General features: G+C 71.5%; 14 protein-coding genes. 11 read left to right on the top strand and 3 right to left on the bottom strand.

All coding sequences use genetic code 11. From position 1 onward, the window contains the following. Positions 1-145 precede the first annotated feature (145 nt). From KBY47_RS09560 to mpaD, 11 genes are all read left to right on the top strand, one after another. Positions 146-5119: a non-ribosomal peptide synthetase gene (locus KBY47_RS09560; RefSeq protein ID WP_210920558.1), complete on the top strand. Its 4974-nt coding sequence runs from the start codon at positions 146-148 to the stop codon at positions 5117-5119. Next, positions 5120-5944, top strand: a complete 825-nt coding sequence (locus KBY47_RS09565; RefSeq protein WP_210920559.1) for an alpha/beta fold hydrolase — start codon at positions 5120-5122, stop codon at positions 5942-5944. Continuing rightward, positions 5941-7935 (top strand): translation factor GTPase family protein, encoded by a 1995-nt coding sequence (locus KBY47_RS09570; protein WP_210920560.1) that lies wholly within the window; start codon positions 5941-5943, stop codon positions 7933-7935. The genes KBY47_RS09565 and KBY47_RS09570 overlap by 4 nt, the downstream gene beginning before the upstream one ends. Continuing rightward, positions 7928-9127, top strand: a complete 1200-nt coding sequence (locus KBY47_RS09575; RefSeq protein WP_210920561.1) for a cytochrome P450 — start codon at positions 7928-7930, stop codon at positions 9125-9127. The genes KBY47_RS09570 and KBY47_RS09575 overlap by 8 nt, the downstream gene beginning before the upstream one ends. A gap of 163 nt (positions 9128-9290) precedes the next feature. Further along, positions 9291-9461, top strand: a complete 171-nt coding sequence (locus tag KBY47_RS09580; RefSeq protein WP_210920562.1) for a hypothetical protein — start codon at positions 9291-9293, stop codon at positions 9459-9461. A gap of 104 nt (positions 9462-9565) precedes the next feature. Further along, complete coding sequence (locus KBY47_RS09585; protein ID WP_210920563.1) at positions 9566-11341, top strand: M3 family metallopeptidase; 1776 nt, start codon at positions 9566-9568, stop codon at positions 11339-11341. Further along, positions 11338-11997, top strand: a complete 660-nt coding sequence (locus KBY47_RS09590; RefSeq protein WP_210920564.1) for an O-methyltransferase — start codon at positions 11338-11340, stop codon at positions 11995-11997. Before KBY47_RS09585 ends, KBY47_RS09590 begins: the two co-directional genes overlap by 4 nt. Next, complete coding sequence (locus KBY47_RS09595) at positions 11994-13238, top strand: lipopolysaccharide assembly protein LapB (protein ID WP_210920565.1); 1245 nt, start codon at positions 11994-11996, stop codon at positions 13236-13238. Before KBY47_RS09590 ends, KBY47_RS09595 begins: the two co-directional genes overlap by 4 nt. Next, a complete protein-coding gene (locus tag KBY47_RS09600; protein WP_210920566.1) occupies positions 13235-14488 on the top strand; it encodes a PQQ-binding-like beta-propeller repeat protein in 1254 nt (417 codons plus the stop codon). The genes KBY47_RS09595 and KBY47_RS09600 overlap by 4 nt, the downstream gene beginning before the upstream one ends. Next, positions 14485-15246 carry an SDR family oxidoreductase gene (locus tag KBY47_RS09605; protein WP_210920567.1) on the top strand — a complete coding sequence of 254 codons (762 nt, stop codon included), beginning with the start codon at positions 14485-14487 and terminating at the stop codon, positions 15244-15246. The genes KBY47_RS09600 and KBY47_RS09605 overlap by 4 nt, the downstream gene beginning before the upstream one ends. A gap of 25 nt (positions 15247-15271) precedes the next feature. After that, the gene (gene mpaD / locus KBY47_RS09610; RefSeq protein WP_210920568.1) at positions 15272-16534 is read left to right on the top strand and encodes a daptide-type RiPP biosynthesis aminotransferase; all 1263 of its coding nucleotides are present in this window, start codon (positions 15272-15274) and stop codon (positions 16532-16534) included. Between the two features lie 3 nt (positions 16535-16537). Here the strand turns inward: mpaD and KBY47_RS09615 are convergent, their stop codons facing one another. The 3 genes from KBY47_RS09615 to KBY47_RS09625 are packed head-to-tail and all read right to left on the bottom strand — an operon-like array spanning position 16538 to position 20744. Next, complete coding sequence (locus KBY47_RS09615) at positions 16538-17560, bottom strand: 3-oxoacyl-ACP synthase III family protein (protein WP_210920569.1); 1023 nt, start codon at positions 17558-17560, stop codon at positions 16538-16540. Positions 17561-17578: 18 nt separating this feature from the next. Beyond that, positions 17579-19378: a M3 family metallopeptidase gene (locus KBY47_RS09620; protein ID WP_210920570.1), complete on the bottom strand. Its 1800-nt coding sequence runs from the start codon at positions 19376-19378 to the stop codon at positions 17579-17581. Continuing rightward, positions 19371-20744, bottom strand: coding sequence for an MATE family efflux transporter (locus KBY47_RS09625; protein WP_210920571.1), 1374 nt, complete (start codon positions 20742-20744; stop codon positions 19371-19373). Before KBY47_RS09625 ends, KBY47_RS09620 begins: the two co-directional genes overlap by 8 nt. Positions 20745-20763 lie beyond the last annotated feature (19 nt).

A 20763-nucleotide genomic window follows, 5' to 3' on the forward strand; every position in this document is an offset into this window, starting at 1 on the left:
TCAACTGCGCTTTTGCCAACTCCGTTGGGCGGGCGGGTGTTTGGTGTCCAACGCACGAGTTTCCACGAGGGAGCGGTTGGACAAGTTCGAGGCGCGAGCCTCCACGCGTTACGCAACTGACCTCACGGGGCGGGAGAGACAGGTCATGTTGAGCAGCTCACCGCCCGGCACGCTCCCCGACGAGGGCGTGCCGGAACTGTTCGAGGCACAGGCGACACGGACCCCCGATGCCATCGCCGTCATCCGGGGTACGGAGCACGTGACCTACGCGTCGTTGCACGACCGCGCCAGGCGGCTGGCCTCGGTGCTGCGCCGTCTCGGCGCGGGTCGCGGCACGGTCGTGGCGGTGTGTCTGCCGCGCTCGGTGGGCATGCTCGTGGCGCTGCTGGCCGTACAGCGGACGGGCGCGGCGTATCTGCCCGTGGACCCTCGGTACCCCGCGGAACGCGTCCGGTTCATGCTCGCGGAGTCGGGCGCGGCGCTGCGGCTGGTCGCCCCCGGCACCGCCGACGACGGCGCCCCGGCGACCCTGACCGTGGACGAGTCCGGTGCCGCTGTCGCGCCACCGCCCCCGGACACCGGGGATGTCGTGACCGGGCGACGTCCGCAGGATCCGGCGTACGTCATCTACACGTCCGGCTCCACCGGCCGCCCCAAGGGCGTCGTGGTGCCGCACCGGGCGCTCGCCAACCTGCTGGCGTCGATGCGCAAGCTGCTGCCGATGGACGGCGGGGACCGGCTGGTCTCGGTGAGCACGGCTGCCTTCGACATGGCCGTCCCGGAGTTCTACGTTCCGCTCATCAGCGGCGCCGCGGTCGTGCTGGCCGACGCCGAGACCGTACGTGACCCGCGGCTGATGACCGAGCTGCTGACCGAGACCCGGGCGACGGTCCTGCACGCCACTCCGTCGCTCTGGCGTGAGCTGCTCGCGTACGAGCCGGAGGGGCCGCGGGCGGTGGAGGGGATAAGGGCGTTCGTCGGTGCCGAACCGTTGTCGGAGCACGTGGCGGCGCGGCTGCGCGGCCTCGCGGCCGAGGTGGTGAACCTGTACGGGCCGACCGAGACGACGGTGTGGTCGACCTACGCGGACCTCGGGCGGCCGACCGGCCGGGAGGTCCCGATCGGCAGGCCCCTGGACAACACCCGGGTGCACGTCCTGGACGCGAGGCTCCGCCCGGTGCCGCCCGGTGAGACGGGGGAGCTGTACATCTCCGGGACCGGTGTCGCGCACGGCTATGTCGGGCGGCCCGCGTTGACCGGCACGCGGTTCGTGGCGTGCCCCTTCGGGCCGCCGGGGGCCCGGATGTACCGCACGGGCGACCTGGTGCGTGAGAACCCGGACGGAGAACTCGTGTTCGTGGGCCGGGCGGACCACCAGGTCAAGGTCCGTGGCTTCCGGGTCGAGCTGGAGGAGGTCGAGGCGGCGCTCGAACGGGACCCCGATGTCCTGGAGGCTGCCGCCACCGTTCGCGAGGACTGGTCGGGAGGGAACCGGCTGGTCGCCTTCGTGGCCCCGGTGCCCGGTGGGCCGGAACCGGACGGTGCGGCCGTACGGCACCGGCTGGCGCGGCATCTGCCGGAGCACATGGTGCCGTCGGCCTGTGTCGTGCTCGACCGTCTGCCGCGCACACCGCACGGCAAGATCGACCGGGCGGCACTGCCCGACGACCGGCGGGCCGCGCCGTACCAGGCTCCCGCATCCGTCGACGAGGACGCCGTGGCCGCGCTCTTCGCGGAGGTCCTGCGCGTCCCCCGGGTCAGCCGCGCGGACAGCTTCTTCGCCCTGGGCGGTCACTCCCTGCTCGCCACCCGGCTGGCGGCCGGGGTGCGCTCGGCCTTCGGCGTCGAGCTTCCGATCCGCGTCATCTTCGAGAACCCGACGGTCGGCGCGCTCACCGAGGCCGTACGGGCGCGCTCGGGTCGCGACACGACGCGACCGGCACGTCGGCCCGCCCTGTCGGGGGATCCCGCGCCGGTCTCCTTCGCCCAGCGGCGGCTGTGGCTCGTCCATGCCGCCGACCCGCAGGGCTGCACCTACAACATGCCCCTGGCCTGGCGGCTGACCGGGCCGCTGGACACCGACGCGCTGTCAGCCGCGCTGACGGACGTCGTCGCCCGCCATCGAACCCTGCGCACGGTGTTCGAGGAGGTCGACGGGCAACCGGTGCCGCGCCTGCGGGACGCCGCTCCCCGGCTCCGGCTGCGCACGGTGGCTCCGGCCGAGCTGGAGTCGGCGCTGCGTTCGCAGGCGCGGCATCCCTTCTCGCTGTCGTCCGAACCGCCGCTGCACACCACGCTGTTCAGCACCGGCCCGGATGAGCACGTCCTGCTGATGGTGACGCATCACATCGCCAGCGACGGATGGTCCGAGGGCATCGTGGCGCGTGAGCTGTCCCAGGCCTACGCGGCCCGGCGCTCGGGTACGGCCCCGGCCTGGCAGCCGATCGAGGTGGAGTACTCCCAGTTCGCCCACTGGCAGCGGGACCTCGACACGGGGCCTGAGGGTGACGGCGGGCGCGTCGAGGGGCAGTTGGACTACTGGCGGCGGGAGCTGGCCGACCTGCCGCAGCCGCTGCGGCTGCCCCAGGACCGGCCCCGGCCGGCCTCCGCAAGCCACCGGGGTGGCACGGTCCCCCTCACCGTGTCCGAGGAGCTGCTGGACCGGCTGCGAGCGGTCGCCGGGCGGCGCGGTGCGACCGTGTCCATGATCCTCCAGTCGGCGCTCGCCGTGCTGCTGCACCGGCTGGGAGCCGGAGCGGACGTGCCGATCGGCGCGCTGCACGCGGGCCGCGCCGACGACGCGGTCACCGGCACCGTCGGGGACTTCGGCAACACCTGGGTGCTGCGGGTCGCGCTGTCGGACGACGCACCGTTCGACGGTGTTCTCGACCAGGTCCGCGGCAAGGCGCTCGACGCCTACGACCGCCTCGACGTCCCGTTCGACCGGGTGGTCGAGGCGCTGAACCCGGAACGGTCGACGGCCTACCACCCGCTCTTCCAGGTGATGCTGGCCTGGCACGAGCGGACGATCGCCTGGCCCCCGCTGACACTGGAAGGCGTCGCCGCCGCGCCGTGCGCCGTGACCACGGGGACCTCGAAGTTCGACCTCTTCTTCGATCTGAGCGAACTCCCGGACGGGGGCGCGACCGGAACCCTGGAGTTCGCGACGGACCTGTACGACGCGGCCACCGCGCGGCGGATGGCCTCACGGTTCCTGCGGGTGCTGGAGCACGTCGCGGCCGACCCGGGTGTCACGGTGGGTGCGGTGGCACTGGTCTCCGAGGACGAACGGCGGGAGCTGCTGGCCCGGTCCGGTGGCGCGGCGGCGGCCGTGCCGGGAGTCTCGGTCCCGGCCATGGTGACCCGTCAGGCCGTGCGCACCCCGGACAGGCCCGCCGTCACCTGCGACGGTGTCACCCTGACCTACCGGGCGCTGGAGGCGAGGTCCGACCGTGTCGCCGCGGGGCTGCGTGAGCGCGGGGTCGGCCGCGGCGGCGTCGTCGGCCTGGCGCTGCCGAGATCGGCGGACCTGGTGGTGGCGATGCTCGGCATCCTGAAGGCCGGGGCCGCCTATCTGCCGCTCGACCCCCGCTGGCTGGGCGGCAGGCTGCGGCCCCTGCTGGCCGACGCGCGGCCGGTGCTCGTGGTCACCGACGCCGGGACCGAGCCGCTGCTGCCCGCCTCCGACGCGAGGTGCGTGCTGGTCGACGACCTCGTGGGGGGTGCGTCCGCCCACGGGCCGGAGCCCGTGCCACCGGTCGGCGCGGACGCTGGCGACCCCGCCTATGTGATGTACACCTCCGGTTCGACGGGTGCCGCGAAGGGTGTGGTGATCACCCACGCCACCGTCGTCAGCGACGTACTGGCGCTCGTGCCGCGGGTCGCGCCGGACGGGGTGACCCGGGTGCTGGGGAGCACTTCGGTCAACTTCGATGTCTCGGTGTTCGAGATCTGCGCGGCGCTCTTCACCGGCGGCACGCTCGATGTCGTCGGTGACCTGCTCGCGCTGCGGGAGGGCGCCGGCTGGTCGGGCACCGTGCTGTGCGCCGTGCCCTCGGTGCTGACCGAGCTGCTCGACGGCGGTGTCGGCCACATCCGCCCCGAGACGGTGGTCTCGGCCGGTGAGCCGCTCACCGGCGGCCTGGTCCGTCGTATCCGCGCGGAGTGGCCGAACGCGCGGCTGGTCAACGCCTACGGTCAGACGGAGTCGTTCTACGCCACGGCGTACGTCGCCGACCCTGCGTGGCAACCGGCGGTCTCGGCAGGTGCGCCGATCGGCCGCCCGCTGGCGAACATGGCGGTCCGGGTGCTCGGCGGACGGCTGGAACCGCTGCCGCAGGGCGTGGTCGGCGAACTGTACGTCGCGGGCGGGCTCGGCCTCGGCTATCACCGGCGGCCCGGGATGACCGCGGAACGCTTCGTCGCCGATCCCTACGGGCGGCCGGGGTCCCGTATGTACCGCACGGGTGACCTGGCCCGGTGGAACGCCGACGGGGAGCTGGAACTCGTCGGCCGCGGCGACGCCCAGCTGAAGGTACGGGGCATCAGGGTCGAGCCGGGTGAGGTCGAGGCGGCTCTCACCTCGTGTCCGGGCGTCGCCGAGGCGGTGGTGGTGGCCTCGGCGGTGGGCCGGGGGGACACCCGGCTGATCGGCTATGTCACCGGGGCGCGGCGGCGGCCGGGCCAGCCGCCGCACCCGCCCCTGTCCGAGGCGGCGCTGCGCGGTCATGTGGCGCGGCTGCTGCCGGAGTTCATGGTGCCGGCCCGCCTGGTGGTCCTGGACCGGCTGCCGCTCACTCCCAGCGGGAAGGTCGACCGGAACGCCCTACCCGAGCCGCCGCCCCGTCCGGGTGCGGAGCGGCCCTCGCCCCGCACCGAGGAGCAGCGGGAGCTGGCACGCCTGTTCGCGGAGGTCCTCGGGCTGGAGGAGGTGGGAGTCGACGACGACTTCTTCGATCTGGGCGGCCATTCCCTCCGGGTCGCCGCGCTGGCCAGCCGGATCACCCGGGAGCTGGGTGTGAAGTGCTCGATGACCGACATCGTCAAGCACCGCACGGTGGGACGGATCGCGGACGTGTGCGCCGCGAGACGTGACCCGGCGCTCACGGTGGGAGAGTGAATGCTGTCCCCCACCGGGTCCATGGGCGGCCACGTCACCGTGGCGGGCCAGCGCCTCGACTACGAGGTGCTGGGTACGGGACGGCCCCTGCTGTTCCTGAACAACATCGCGGTGCCGTCGTCCTCGATGCGGCCGTTCGCCCCGCTGCTCAACTCCGCGGGATACCAACTGGTGCTGGTCGACCGCCTCGGCCCGCGCGAGGAGTCGATCGAGGCGATGGCCGGGCACCTCGGCGCCCTGCTCGACGCGATCCCGCTGCGGCCGTGGGTGTGGGGCTGGTCCCAGGGCGCGTTCCTCGCCCAGGAACTCGCCCTGCTGCGGCCCGACCGGGTACGGGGCGCGGTACTGCTCGGCACCCGGGGCCGCCCCACCCGGTTCTTCCGGGAGTACCTGCTGGCCTGCGAGGAGATCGAGCGGGGCGCGGTGCCGGACGCCGTGGCCACCGTGTTCGAGCTGTTGGCCACCATGTCGCCGGGGCTGCTGAGCGGTGCGGACGACACCGTGTTCGCGCTGGCCGGGGCCCGCGGACCGGACGCCGTCCGGGACCGTGCGCGGGCCGTCCGGTCGCTGCGTGCCTCGCGGGGCTACGGTAACCGGCTGACGGCGCTGACGGGGGTGCGGGTGCCGTGTCTGGTCCTGTCCTTCGCCCACGATCTGCTGTGCCCGCCGCAGTTGGGCCGGGAGGTCGCCGGGGCGATTCCCGGGTGCGAGTACCAGGAGGTGCCCGGGGCGGGGCACCACGGCATGGTGACGCATGCCGTGGAGGTGCTGTCCGCCGTCACCGCGTTCCTCGACCGGCACAGCGCGGCGGGGGGATCCGCATGACGGCCGTGCTGCCCGAGCCCGCCACGGAGCCGACGACGGTCAACATCGGCATCCTCGCCCATGTGGACGCGGGCAAGACCACGCTGACCGAGCGACTGCTCTTCGAGACCCACACCATCGAACGGCCCGGCAGCGTGGACGAGGGCACCACACAGACGGACAGCGACGAGATCGAGCGGCGCCGCGGCATCACCATCCGGACCGCGGTGGCGTCCTTCACCTATCGCTCGCTCCAGGTCAACCTGATCGACACACCCGGGCACGCCGAGTTCATCGCGGAGGTCGAGCGCGCCCTGCGGGTCCTGGACGGGGCCGTTCTGGTGGTCTCCGCCGTCGAAGGGGTGCAGGCACAGACCCGCGTCCTCATGCGGACCCTGCGCGCCATGGCACTGCCCACGCTCCTTTTCGTCAACAAGATCGACCGGATGGGCGCGCGGACCGACGACCTGCTGGCCGACATCCGGGACACGCTGTCGGTGCGGACCGTCCCGCTCAACCGCCCGCTCGCCCCGGGCACTCCCGACGCCACGGTGACCCGTGTGCTGGGCGACGCGGCGGGAGTGGCGGCCGCCGCCGAGGTGCTGGCCGACTCGGACGACGATCTGCTGGCGGCACTGGTGGCCGGGGAACTCCCGGAAGCGGCCGAGGTGTGGCGGGGGCTGGCCGCCCAGGTCGCCGACGCGGGTGTCTGTCCGGTCGTGTTCGGCTCCGCCCGCGACGGGACCGGAGTCGCCGACCTCCTGGAGACCATCGACAGGTCGCTCCCCCGCACCGCCCAGGAGTCCGAGGGCTCGGCACCACGCGGCACGGTGTTCGCCGTGGAGCGGGGCGGTGACGGTGAGAAGACGGGCTTCCTGCGGCTGTTCGGCGGGCGGGTCCGTGAGCGGGAGCGGCTGACCTGGCACCGGCTCGGCGAGGACGGCGTAGACACTTACCGGGCCACGGTGACCGGCCTGGACGTCGTCGGTGGTTCCGGGGACGACGTGCTGCGCCCGGGGGGCATCGCCCGGATCCGGGGTGTCGCGGACCTCCGTGTCGGGGACTGTCTGGGCGGCCCCGGCACCCTCGACGGTGCGACGCGGTTCCCCCCGCCGACGCTCGAGTCGGTCGTGTCGCCGCGCCGTGCCGGGCAGGCGGCCCGCCTGCACGCCGCCCTGCTGGAGCTGGCGGCCCAGGACCCGCTGATCAACGCCCGGTCGCTGGCGGGCGGGCGCACCTCCGTGCTGCTCTACGGCGAGGTGCAGAAGGAAGTCATCGCGGAGCGGCTGCGCGAGCAGTTCGGTATCGAGGCGGTCTTCAATCCGAGCCGGATCATCTACACGGAACGCCCTGTGGGCACGGGATCGGCGCGCGTGGACATCGGCCGCAGTCCGTTCGTCGCCGGGATCGGTCTCCAGGTCACGGCCGCGCCCCGGGGCGCCGGTGTCCAGTGGTCCACCGAGACCGAGAAGGGGTCGCTGCCCCAGGCGTTCCGCACCGCCATCCAGGAAACTGCCCGCACCGCACTCCACCAGGGCCTCTACGGCTGGCCGGTGACGGACTGCCACATCACGCTGGTGCACAACGCCTTCGACAACGCGTGCAGCACCGGCGGTGACTTCCGGGGCCTGACACCGGTGGTGGTGATGCGGGCGCTGGCCAGGGCGGGCAGTGCCGTCTTCGAACCGTGCCACGCCTTCGAGGTGGAGTTCCCGGCCGACACCATGGCCGCGGTGAGCGGTCTGCTGTCCCGGGCGGAGGCCCGGATCTCGGCCACCGTGCCGCGCGGCGGCTTCTGGCGGATCAGCGGCGAGCTTCCGGCCCGGAGCGTCACCGGCTGCAAGACGGCGCTTCCGGGCCTGACCCGCGGGGAGGGCGTCTGGTGGTCCCGCCCCGAGGGCGACCGGGCGGTGCGCGGCGACACGCCCCGCCGTGCGCGCACCGACGGCAACCCGCTGAACACGGCGGAGTACATGCGCAGTCGACTTCTGGGGAGGAGGAACGGTGGCTGAGGAGAGGACCGGCACGGCCGGGCTGAGCTGGGTCGCACCCGAGTTCTGCGCAGACCCCTACGCGGAGCTGCGGCGCCACGGCGACGACCCGATGGTCTACGACACGTCCCTTGAGGGCTGGATCGCCCTGCGCCACGCCGAGGTCGAGGAGGTCCTGCTGGGCTCGGTGTACGCGAAGGACCCGGAGAAGGCGCTCGACGGTCCCTACACACGGGTGCAGCGGGCCATGGCGGGATCGTCGATGATGTTCATGGACGATCCCGACCGTCGCCGGGTGCGGGGGCTGATCAGCCGGGCCTTCACCCGGGGCCGGGTCGCGGCGATGCGTCCGCACATCGAGGCGATCGCCCACACCCTGCTCGACGCGGTGGCGGGGCGGGCCTCGTTCGACCTGATGGCCGCCTACGCGGCGCCGATGGCGATCTCCACCATCGCCGCACTGCTCGGGGTCGACGACTCGGACCGGGACCGGTTCAAGGTGTGGTCGGAGGACCTGGCGCTGGAATACGACCCGTCGCTCTCCGAGGAGACCCGGGAGCGCATCGCGCGGGCGCGCGACGAGTTGGTGATGTTCTTCGTGGAGGCCATCGAGGAACGCGCGCGCAGCCCCCGCGACGACCTCATCACCGCCCTCGTGCTGGCCCACGACGAGCACGACCAGCTGAGTCTGGAGGAACTGGTCTCCACGCTCGTCATGCTGCTGGTGGCGGGGAACCTCACCACCACGGACCTCATCGGCAACGGTGTCCTGGCTCTCCTGGAACACCCTGACCAGCTCGAACTGCTGCGCCGTGACCGTTCGTTGCTGCCGCGGGCGGTGGAGGAGGTGCTCCGCTACGACAGTCCGGTCACCGTCACCGACCGGATCGCCACCACGGATCTGGAAGTGGCGGGCTGTCCGGTCCGCAAGGGCCAGTGGGTGTGGGCGGCGCTGGTCGCGGCCAATCACGATCCGGGGGTCCATGAGGATCCCGGTCGGTTCGACATCACCCGGCAGCGCATGGATCACGTCTCGTTCGGGATCGGTGGGCATCGCTGCCTGGGCGCACCGTTGGCCCGGCTGGAGGCCCGGGTCGCCCTGGAGGTACTGCTCGACCGTTTTCCCACCCTGTCCCTCGATCCCACCGCGCCGCCGAAGCGGAGGGCCATTCCCGCATTCCGCGGTCTCACGGAGTTGATCGTGCGCAGGTAATTTCGAGTCCGATTCTAGTGGAACTCCACTACACCAACCGAATTCCGACGGATATTTATCCACCAGCCATTGTCACGAGTAGCAACGCTTGATAATTTGGAATTCTGCTCCATGGAAAAATTCCATGGAGTACCGACGCCCACGAGGCAGATAGGGGAAAGGCATGACCAACTACCCGCTCACCAAGAAGCCCGCATTCTTCCCGTCACCGATGGGAGAGATCTTCTTCGAGGCCGACGCCAGCACGGCCGGCGGTCAGGAGATCCTCTTCGACACGGCGCTGGACGCCGAACTGGACGCGATACTCAACTCCAGCGAGGACGCCACCGCGTAGGTTCGGCATAGCCGCACCCGAGAATCACAGCGGTTGATCTGGTAGGGACGCCCCCGGGTGTCTCTACCAGTATCAACCCGCACCTATCGGATACGGATGGGTTGATGCTTGTGGACACCATCACCGGCCTGGACCAGGTGAGCCTCCAGGAAACCCACGAGATGCTCCGTCGCATGAAGGCACGGCTCGATGAAATCCTTGCCGGGTCAACCCTGACCGAAGCATCCTTCGCGGAAGCGACCGCCATCTACGACAACGTCGCGTATGTGTTCCTCTATCTGGAATCCAACGAGGAGTTCGTCAACTACGAATGGCTGCTGCCCTACCGGGACACCTTCTTCAGGAACGCCGTGGACGACGCGCGACTGCTGGCCCTGTGCGGTGATCTGCACTGCACCGACAGCGACATCGAGGCGTCCCGGCTCGCCTACGTCGAGCACCTCACCGCCAAGCGGAACACCGATCAGTCCCGTACGGACAGGCTCGAACAGCTCCAGGCGAGCGCCAAGGACATCGTCAGGGCCGGACAGCGGGACCAGCTGGACCTGCTGGGCCGCCTCGGCCTGGACACCCGTGGCGGCTCACCGGAAGCCCTCGCCTACACGCTGATCAGCACTACGGCCGACGCGTCACGCAGGGTGAAACTGAGCCGCGCCATGGAGGTGTTGCGGGACAAGCGGCGCGAGGCGCTGGCCGAGGTGATCGACCGCAAGATCTCGGTCCGGCGCGAGATCAGCAAGGGCCTGGGACACGCGACGGTCCTCTCGGAGACCCTGCGGCGCTCCTCGGTGCCCGGGGACGCGATCCGGCGGCTGATCGACGCCTATGTGGTCACCGCTCTCCAGGAGCACGCGGCCCTGGAGTCGGAGATCCGGGAAACGGTCACCGACACCGGCCCGCCGATGGACCACTTCGGCCACTACGTCCGGCGCCTTCAGGGCGATCTCCCGGTTCCCCTGTTCGACCTCCGCGCCTGTCTGGCGTTCCTCACCGAGGTCGCCCAACGCGTCTTCGGGCTGCGGGTACGCGAGCTTCCGACGTCCGGCACCCATGTGCTGACCGTGTCCGTCAGTCGCGGTGACGAGATCCTGGGGTACATCAACTTCGATCTGTGGGAGTCGGACCGCAAGCGGATCGCCGCCAACACCACCCAGGGCATCCGCAACAGGGCGGACTGGGGCGGCATCGTCCAGCACCCGGTCGCCTATGTGTCGTGCCGGTTCCACCGGCGGCCGGACGGCCGGGACCTCATCACGTTCCAGAACGTGCACAGCCTGTTCCACGAATTCGGGCACGCGGTCAACCACATCCTGATCCGCAAGCGGCTGCCGACCCAGTCCGGTCTTGACTACCTGCCCCTGGAGCGCATCGAGAACCTCAGCATGTGGAGCGAGAAGTGGGTCTACCACCCGGATCTCGCCGAGCACTTCGGCCTCTCGGCCGAGGAACGCGTCGGTCTGGACTTCTGCCGCCGGGTGAAGGTCCTCGAATATCGCCGCACCCATGTCGACCGGGCCGTCACCGCCGCCCTGGACTTCGAGGTGCACGGCGGTGCGGCAACCGGGGTCCGCGAAGCGTTCGACGCTCTCGACAACAGGTTCGGAATTTCCCGCCACTGCGATCTCGGCGAATTCCTTCCCTACTTCACCTGGCCCATGATCAATACGAATCCGGGCGCCTCCTTCACCTATTTGTGGGGAGCCGCGGCCAGTGCCGAGATGTTCGCACCCCTCCTCACCCGGAGACTTTCCGACCTCGATCCGGCAGAATTCGAAGGAACATTCACCGCGTGTTTCGAGTTCGATGAGCCGAGCATCGCACCGGATGTTCAGGCCGTGTTCGACTTCTATGACGCGACGATGAAACAGTCGATTTCATGACAGAGAATGCGATGACATACATCCGCTCCAGACTGGGCCCGAGGGACGAGATACTCGACCGGGTGCTGCGCGACGCGCTGCTCCACGAGGGCATGCCCGCCATCCAGGTCGACGACAACGGCGCCCGCATGCTCCAGTTACTCACCCGGATGTACCGGCCCCGCCTCGTGATCGAGGTCGGCACCCTGTTCGGGTACTCCGCGATCCACATCGCCCGTGGGCTCCCCCCGGAGGGCCGGCTGGTCACCATCGAGGCCGACGCCCGGGCGGCCCGGCTCGCGCGCGGATACCTCGACGAGGCCGGGGTGGGCGAGAAGGTCGAGGTGGTGCACGACGACGCGTCCGCCTATCTCGCCACGCTGCCCCGGGAAAGCGCCGACATGGTGTTCATCGACGCCGACAAGAAGTCGTACCCCCACTACCTCAAGGCGTGTTTCCCCGTGCTGCGCAGCGGCGGCGTCCTCATCGCCGACGATGTCGCCCCAGGCGGCGACTTCAGCGCCGAGGCCGGCCCCGGCGACGACCCGGACCGGGAGGCCGCCGCCATCGACACCTATGTGCGGGCGGTGGGCAGGAGCAACCGCCTCTTCTCAGCGTTCGTCGGCACCGGTCACGGGCTGCTGGTCAGCTTCAAGGACGGGGAGGACGCGCGGTGACGGTCACCAGTGAGCGGGCGACGACCGCTCGGAACGCCTTCCAGCAGACCATGGTGGGGCTCGAATGCGTCACCGACGCCACCGGGCAGCGGCCCGACATCTTCTCCCAGGCCAGTGTCGAGGCCTTCGAGCACACCGACTGGCAACGGTTCGGGTACCGGTTCACGCAGGTCTTCGAGCCGAGTGTGCTCCAGGAAGTGGCCGTTCTCGAAGGCGTACCACACGACGACCTGGCGTGGCTGCGGCACCGGCCCACCACGGCCGCGCGACGGCTGGGCGACCTCGTCGACGGGCACGCCGAGCTGGGTTTCGTCGAGCAGGTGAACCTGGCCTCGGTGCTGATCAATCTGGCGCGCCACGACCTCGCCGAGACGGTCCTCACCAGAGCCGCCGCCCGGGCGGACGGCAGCCGGGAGCGCTTCGAGGTCGCCTGGCTGGAGTTCATGATCTCCAACCGGAGGGAGGACGGCAGGACGTCGGGACCGGCGTTCGCCGCGATGCGGCAGGCCATCACCGAGGGGGGCGTTCCCCCGCACCGCACGCTCGACGCGTGCACCCAGGCCGTCGTCTGGTACCTCAAGCGGCAGGAGGTGCCGGCGGAGGACTTCCACTGGAGCGTGCGGGTCGGTAACGCCATCGCCACCCGGCAGGCCGGTCTCGACCCCAGTGGCCTGTCGTCCTGGTACCGCGGGCTGGCAATGCTCCCGGCCGCCAAGGGGCTGCCGCAGCAGACGCGGGCGTACATGGAGGCCGCACGGTCCGCCGCCGAGGAGACCGTCAGGCAGCAGGCCTCGCGGGCCTACGAGCTGAACCTGCTGAAGACCTACCACGAGTCGGCGCTCAAGGAGCACATGTACGTCACCAAGGACCGCGACCGGGCCATCGAGGCCGGACGGGCGCTGATCGACCTGGACCCCGCGTGGTCGGTGAGCTACGGGGAACTGGCCGAAGGGTACCGTCGGTTCGGCAGTCCGCGGGAGGCAGCGGAGCTGTACGACACCGCGGCCAGGACCGGCCCGCCGTACGTGGGCCACCACCTGATGATGGCCGCCTCGTGCTGGGAGCAGGTCGGCGAACCGGAGGCGGCGCTCGCGGACTACCTGACGCTCACCGAGCTGGTCCCGGGCAACGCCGACGTGCTGTCCAAGGGCGCCCGGTGCGCGCGCCGGCTGTCGCATCCGGCGGCGGCGACCCTGCACGCCGCGCTGGAGCGGCTCACCGGAAGGTCCGACGGCCGATGAAGGCCGTACCGCACAGCCCCGGCCGGCCCGGGCCGGCCGGGCACCCACGGCCCGCGCCACAGCCACCGCCCCGGTTCCGGCACGACCCGCGCCGGTCGGTCCTCCCGCTGGGCAGGGGCGACGCACCGCCCACCCGGTGGGAGGCGGAGCCCCAGGTCTGCGGCTACCGCAAGCTGGTGCACCACCGCCGGCAGGAGACCATCCCCGTCCCGGTCTGCGCCTCCCCCGTGCTGGTGCCCGGTGTGGGCGCGGTCGTCGCCGGATACGACGGGTACGTCCGTCTCCACGACCGCTCCCTGAGCAAGGTCTACTGGGAGCGGCGACTGGCCGGTCCCGTCTACGCCTCGCTGGTCGTGGACCGCTCCCGGCGCCGGATCATCGCGGCGACCATCCACGGGCAGGTGGCCTGCCTCGACCTCCGGGGGCGGCCGGTCTGGTCCGTGGAGACCGGGGCGCCGCTGTACGCCACACCCCTGGTGCTGGAGGGCGCGGACCTGCTGGTGCTGGCCGCCTTCGGCAGCCGCTGCCTCGGCCTGGACCTCCCCACCGGCGACCTCCGCTTCACCCATGAGCTGCCACGCCCCTGGCAGGCGGCGCACGGCGGTTCCGCCGCCCACCGTGATCCCTACGCCAGTCCCGTCGCCACCGCGGCCGGGGACGCCGTCGTGGCCTGCGCGGAGCATCTGGTGTGCCTGGCGCCGGACGGCCGGGAGCGCTGGCGGCACGACGTGGGCGCCACCATCAGGTCCTCCCCGGCCGCGCTGCACGACCTCGACCAGGTCGTGGTCTGCTCCGTCGACGGCCGCTGCCACTTCCTGGACACGGCCGCGGGCCGGGCGGTCGGCGCTGTCCCGCTGGGCGCCAAGGTGGTCTCCAGTCCGGCCGTCTCGGGGGACGTCCTGGTGGCCGGGACCGAGGACGGTACGGCCTTCGGCGTCGACATCCACCGTCGTACGGTCCGCTGGAGCGCCCCCGGCTACGGCGCACGCTCCTACACCTCCTTCACCGTGCTGCCGGACGGCAGCTTCGGTGCCGTCGTGGGCCGGGGCAACGCGGTCTCGCTCGACCGCGACGACGGCCGGTTCCGCTGGGAGACCAGCCAGCTGCTGGGACTGCCCGAGCACGACCCCGCGATGGACACCACCCCGGTGGCGGGCCCCGACGGCAGCATGTACGCGGGCTCCTACACCGGCATGGTCTACCACTTCCGCTTCCGACCGGCCGCCGCCGCCGAGGAGCCGTCACCGTGAAACGTGCCCTGGTCGTCGGTGCCAGCCACAGCCTCGGTGCCCATCTGGCCCGGGGGCTGTCCGAGTCCGGCTGGGCGGTCGTCGGGACCGGACGCCGCCCGGCCGGCGAGGTGCCGTACGCGCACACCTTCGACTACGTCCACCTGGACCTGTCCGTTCCCGGCCAGCTGAAGCCCTTCCTCGACCGTCAGGACGAGGGCTACGACCTGATCGTGCACAACGCCGTGTCCTACGGGCGGACATACCGCGGGCAGGGCACGGGCGAGCCCGATCTCGCCGAGTTGGAGACCCTCTTCCGGGTCAACGCCCTGGTGCCGTACCAACTGCTGCACGACCTGCTGGCCGCTCGACCGGCCGGCCGGTTCTGCTCGTGTGTGGTGGTGAACTCCGACGCGATCTACCACGCCAACCGGCGCTCCGGCCCCTACGCCGCCAGCAAGGCCGCCCTGCGGGTCCTCACCACCGCCCTGGCCGACACCTTCCGCTCCGGCGGCGCCAGTGTCTCGACGCTGCTGCTGGGACCGCTTCCGGACCCGCAGAAGCTCACCGACCTCGGGCGGCTGGCCGAGCGCCACTCGACCGGCACCGCGGAGGTCACCCGGGCGTACCTGCGCAAGGCTCATCCGTCCTACGTCATCGACGAACTGATCGATTTCGAGGCCTGCCTGCGCAGCGTCGAGTACCTCGCCGGCCTGGGCCGGGCCGCCAACGGGATGGTGTGCAGGCTCGACGGCGGATCATCCGGCTCCCTCCTCTGACACCGCCCCCATCCCGGAGGTACTCATGTCCCGCCCCACCCGTCCGCTCTGGCCGATGATGACGCCCGTCGAGAACCAGGGGGACGACGCGTACTGCGCCGAGTCGGCGCACGGTGTGCGCGTGCGCTTCAAGGGCGGGCCCGAGCTGCTGTGCGGCACGAGCGGGCTGTGGAACTGTGTTCTCGGCTACGGGAACCTCGCCATCGCCGACGCCGTGCACGCGGCGCTGCGGGACGCCTCCTATCTGAGCCTGTGGGGGTACGAGAACTCCTACGCCCGCCGGGCCGCCGAGGCGCTCGTCGAGGTGGCCGGCCCCGAGCACTACGGCCGGGTGCTCTTCTCCACCTCCGGAGGGGCCGCGAACGACCTGACCATGAAGCTGGTGCGGCAGTACTTCTCGCTGCGCGGCGAGGACCTGCGCAAGGGCATCGTGGGCCTGCACGGCGGCTGGCACGGCCTCACCTTCGGCGCGGCGGCGCTGACCAGCGCGAACCTGGGCGACCGGATCTACGGCGTGGACCGCAGACTCGTCACCCATGTACACGCCAACGATCCCGAGGAACTCGAGAAGCTGCTCGACCGGCACCGCGGGCGGATCGCGGCCGTCGTGGTCGAGCCGGTAATCGGCACGCCCGCGCTGCCGCTGACCGACGACTACATCGCCGCCCTGCTGCGGCTGCGCCGGGAGCACGGTCTGCTGCTGGTCGCCGACGAGGTCACGACCGGCTACGGGCGGGTCGGCCCGTTCTTCGCCAGCCAGGCCTGGCCGGAGCCGCCGGACGTGCTGATCACGTCGAAGGCCCTGACCAACGGCACGCTCGCGGCGTCCGCGGTGATCGTGTCACGGCCGGTCGCCGAGGTGTTCACACGGGCCGGCGCGGTGCTGGGGGCCGGGGAGACCCAGGCCGGTACCCCGGTGACCGCCGCGGCGATCCTGGCGACCCTGGACGAGATGCGCCGACTGGACGCCGTCGCGCGCGGCGCGGGGCTCGCCGCCCGTCTCGACACCGAACTGGCGACGCTCGTGAGGGACGTCGACGTGGTCACGTCGACCCAGGGCAAGGGCTGTCTGCGCGCCCTGATGCTGTCCCGCCCCGACGGCGGCGAGTTCGGCAAGCAGGACATCGCCGACCTGGTGGCCGCGATCCGCCAGGAGGGCGCCATCGTCCACCCCGGGCCGAGTTCCCTCCTGCTGCTGCCCGCCCTCGTCTACACGACGCAGGACCTGAAGCTGCTCCTCGACCGCGTCAGGGCCGGTGTGGCGCGGTACCTGCGGCACACCGCCTGAGCCTCAGACCTCCAGGACGGTGCAGAACCAGTGCAGCCCGGCGCAGACACCGGCCAGCGCGATCCGTTCCCCCCGCCGCAGGTCACCACGGTCCTGACAGAGGTCGAGACACACCAGGGGGTCCGCGCTGCCGAAGTGCCCGAGCCGGGCGGCGAGTTCGGCGTTGGTGCGGTCCAGCGGCACGTCGAGGGCGCGGGCCATCCCCCGCATCGCCTCCTGGTTGGCGTTGAGCAGGAGGATCCTGGACAGCTCGGTCCGCTTGGTGCCCGTGCGGGCACAGGCGTTGTCGACCACCTCCGCCAGCCGCGCGTCCGTCATCTGGGCGTAGGCGATGAACCGTTCCGGATCCCCCTCGAACGTCCGGTAGAGGAGCTGCGCCGGGTCGATGTCGTGGTTGCGCGTCCCCTCGGGTGGGAAGGGCGCGGCGCTGCCGCCGTACTCCAGGCGGTGGAAGTCGGCGTACCGGGCGTCCGTCAGCTGCTCGGTGGCCAGCCAGCGCAGCGATCGGTGACCGCGCCGCAGCACCACGGCGGCGGCGCCGTCGCTGTCCGCGGTGGTGCCGCTTCCCATCCGGCTGTGCTGCTCCTCGCTGACGCGTTCCGGACACGCCAGCAGCACCGTACGGACGTCGTCGCGGGTGGCGAAGAGACCGGCGACGTACTGGAAGGCGAGCACTCCGGACGTGCAGGTCTGGGTGAGCAGCAGTGTCCGGACGTCCCGCATGCCCAGTTCGCGGGCGACGGCGGTGGACGGGTCCCAGTTGAAGTACTCCGGGATGCTGGCGCTGGCCACCACCAGGTAGTCGACCTGTGAGGCGTCCACCTGGGCCCGCTCCAGCGCGGTACGGCCGGCCGCGGCGGCGAGCATGGGAGTGGTCACCCCGGCGGGTGCCCTGTGGTAGGTGCGAAATCCCATCCGGGCCGCGAGTTCGGGCGCCACGCCGTAGCGGTGCGCGTCCCTGAGCACGTCGGCGGGCTCGCCGAGACAGGTCCCGAGGCCCGCGATTCCGAAGTCGACCACTGGCATGGCAGCTCGCCTCCCGTGTCAGGTCCGTACCGGTGCGACGGGCAGCCGCGCCGTGTCGCAGAGCCGTCGCAGGGCCGCGGTCCCCGGCACCCGCGACGCCGCGGCGGTGTCGAAGCAGGGCGTGAACATCTCGCGCAGGGCGGGCCGGGCGGCGATCTCGTCAAGGGTGAGGCCCTGGTACGGCGCGAAGGTCTCCGCGCTCTGTGCGGCGCCCCACAGATAGCTGAAGTGCAGGCCGGGCCGGGCGGTGAACACCGGCCGGGCGAACTGTGCCGGGAAGCGGCCGAACTCCACGCAGTCGGACAGCCCGTGCCGTTCCTCCAGCCGTGTGTAGACCGCCGCGAGGCCGCCGGTGTCCGGGCGGCGGTGCGCCTCGAAGTCCAGCGCGGCGGCGACGGCCTGCTCCGCGGCACCCTGTCGGTACTCCAGCCATCGGGCGAGTCCGGTGTTCTCCCAGGCCTCCGCGTCGGCCGGCGACAGCGCCAGGAAGCGGGCGAACTCCGGGTGGTACACCCACTTCTCCCACCACAGGCTGAGCCACTCCATCCGTTCGGCGGGCAACCGCTCCAGCCCGGCGGCGTGCGGCAGCCGGTCGCGGATCAGCAGGTGGTTCAGCGCGTGACCGAACTCGTGGAACAGACTGTGCACGTTCCGCGGGGTGAGTCCCCCGGCGGCGGAGTCGGCGGGGAAGGCGCAGGACAGGTAGGACACCGGTCGCTGGACGAGGGAGCCCCATGCGGTGCGGTTACGGATGCCGACCGTGTGGTGGGCGGTGCTCTTGCCCGGGCGTTCCCAGAGGTCGAGGACGATCCGGCCGAGCGGTGCGCTGTCGGAAAAGACGTCGGCGGTCAGACGGCCGGAGCCGTCGTCGGGCGCCAGCCGCGCGGTCAGGCCGAAGGCGGCGCGGGTGACGGCGAAGGCGAAGTCCAGGCAGGCACGCAGCGGGAATCGCGGGGTGCGCAGACCACCCAGCGCGGCGCGGATCGCCCATCCCGCGTGGGTCATCGGAGGGTCGGTCGTCCCGAGGAAGTCGCCCAGCTCGGCCCGCAGTTCCCGGTGAGTGCGCAGGGCCAGCGGCAGCCAGTGGTCCAGGAACCCCTGGATCTCCCCCTCCGTGGTCCGGCTCCCGAGCAGGGAGTGCGCCAGCACGCTGGGATGGCCTTGGGCGGCACTGCCGCGATGCCGGGCGGCGATCAACTCGTCGACGTGGCGGGTCAGTTCGGGCAGCTGCTGGTCGGACCGCTCCCGCCAGGCGAGCGCCAGCTTGTCCCTGGTCTCGGCCCGTGGGACGCCGCTGACGAGTTGGGTGAACACCGCGGAAGGCTCGGCGCCGGAGTCCACGCCCAGCCGCCGGAGCAGGGCCCGCTGCTGGTCACGCAACTTTCCGAGGGAGGCCCGTAGTCCGGTGAGCGCCTCGACGACAGGCCGCCCGGTGTCACGGGGCTCCTGGCACAGTCGTACGTACTCCTGCCGCGCCGACTCCACCCCGGGGTCGGTACAGGACAGGTCCGTGACGTACGCCAGGAGGCGGGAGCGGAGGGCGGGGTCCTCGTTGAACGACCAGCGCAGGTCGGCGAGCCGCGCCAGGCCCGTCGTGTCGCCGCTCCCTTCCAGGAACAGGCACACGAACCCGAGGTCGTTGTAGAGCGACATGATCTCGACGAGGCCGTCCTCGTCCGGCTCGGGGCGGTCCAGGACGGACCGCAACTGACGCAGCATGCCGTCGAGATGGCCCTCCGGGGACGCGATGTGGTGTCCCTCAGGGGTACTGAGTCCGTGCCGCTCACCGCCACGGGTCGGCACGAGGGCGTCAGACACCGCCCACCGCCGCGGGCTCCGCCGCCGCCTGGGCCCAGTGGTCCCGGTGAACCGCCCGCCAGAGCACCGCCACGATCACCACCGAGGAGACGATGCCGCCCAGCGCGATGGCCCAGAACGCGGACTCCAGCACGAACACCGCGTACCAGGAGAGCGGGATCATGATCCCGTAGGTCGTCACGGCGGAGGTCACGGAGAGCAGCGCGGCGCGCTGGTGGATGGTCAGCACGGCACTGTAGACGGCCTCCAGGACGTACAGCGGCATGGTGGCCATGAAGGCGGCGAGCAGGATCGTCGCCAGTCGTACGTCGAGTTCCTCGCCGCCGCCGAAGACCTGCACCAGCCAGGGACCGCTCACCATGATCAGCAGGGTGCCGACGGCGGTCGGGATGGCGGTGTACCACAGCAGCGTCCGTCCCCGTCGCGCCAGTTCCCGGGGCGTGGCGCCCTTGCCGACCTGGTAGCCGTAGTAGGTGAAGACACCCGCGACACAGGACTGGGGGACCCGGCAGAACAGGGTGTAGATCTTCGAGGCGACGACCGCCGCCGCCACCGAGCCGGGGCTGAGCGTGCCGATGAACAGGAACGGGACGATCGCGGCCATGTAGTCGTTGACGTCGCGCGCTCCGATGCCCGGGGCGATTCGGGCCATCGACCGGAACTCGGTCCTGACCTCGCCCGCCGCGGGCCGCTCGAAGCGTTCCCCCTGCGCGCGCATCCGCTGCCGGAACAGCGCGGCGCAGCCGCCCGCCATCAGCACCTGGACGATCACCGTGGAGACCGCGACGGCCTGGGCGGGCGAGGCGAAGACGGTCTTGATGCTGGTGTACAGGACCAGGTAGTTCAGTCCCGCGTTGGCGAAGAACCCGACGCTCACGACGCCGAAGGACAGGTTCTTCATGCCGCAGATCTTGAGTGCCTCGCTCACCGCGGCGTACCCGACCAGCACCATGACGCCGAGCAGCCGGACCACGATGTAGTCGGCGGTGAGGGGCACCAGCTCCGGGTCCTGCCCGATCAGGTCCAGGAACCATTCGGAGCCCCACGCGATGGGCAGCAACAGGAGCTGGCAGGCGAGGCCGCACCACAGCAGTGCCATGAGCAGTACGGGAAGCCGCCGCCCGCGCTCCCCCTCGCCCTCGGCGATGGCCAGGCGGCTGCAGAACACCCGTACCAGGCCGCCCGCGAACGCCAGCACCCCGGTCACGACCAGGTCGGCCAGGCCGACCGCGGCCACGTACCGAAGGCCGAGCGGGGCGACCATCGCCAGGTCCACGGCGCTGAAGGCGGCGCCGACGGAACTCATCAGCAGGACGATGCCCGCGTAGCCGGCGAAGTTTCTCCGTGTCAGCTCGGTGTGCCTCACGTGTCCGCTCTTCCCCCAG

Source organism: Streptomyces sp. B93 (assembly GCF_018070565.1).
Taxonomy (GTDB): domain Bacteria; phylum Actinomycetota; class Actinomycetes; order Streptomycetales; family Streptomycetaceae; genus Streptomyces.

Excerpts from the sequence above, each read along its gene's own strand:
- KBY47_RS09560 (WP_210920558.1), top strand. The coding sequence starts at position 146 with ATGTTGAGCAGCTCACCGCCCGGCACGCTCCCCGACGAGGGCGTGCCG.
- KBY47_RS09565 (WP_210920559.1), top strand. The coding sequence starts at position 5,120 with ATGCTGTCCCCCACCGGGTCCATGGGCGGCCACGTCACCGTGGCGGGC.
- KBY47_RS09570 (WP_210920560.1), top strand. The coding sequence starts at position 5,941 with ATGACGGCCGTGCTGCCCGAGCCCGCCACGGAGCCGACGACGGTCAAC.
- KBY47_RS09580 (WP_210920562.1), top strand. The coding sequence starts at position 9,291 with ATGACCAACTACCCGCTCACCAAGAAGCCCGCATTCTTCCCGTCACCG.
- KBY47_RS09585 (WP_210920563.1), top strand. The coding sequence starts at position 9,566 with ATGCTTGTGGACACCATCACCGGCCTGGACCAGGTGAGCCTCCAGGAA.
- KBY47_RS09590 (WP_210920564.1), top strand. The coding sequence starts at position 11,338 with ATGACAGAGAATGCGATGACATACATCCGCTCCAGACTGGGCCCGAGG.
- KBY47_RS09600 (WP_210920566.1), top strand. The coding sequence starts at position 13,235 with ATGAAGGCCGTACCGCACAGCCCCGGCCGGCCCGGGCCGGCCGGGCAC.
- mpaD (WP_210920568.1), top strand. The coding sequence starts at position 15,272 with ATGTCCCGCCCCACCCGTCCGCTCTGGCCGATGATGACGCCCGTCGAG.
- KBY47_RS09615 (WP_210920569.1), bottom strand. The coding sequence starts at position 17,560 with ATGCCAGTGGTCGACTTCGGAATCGCGGGCCTCGGGACCTGTCTCGGC.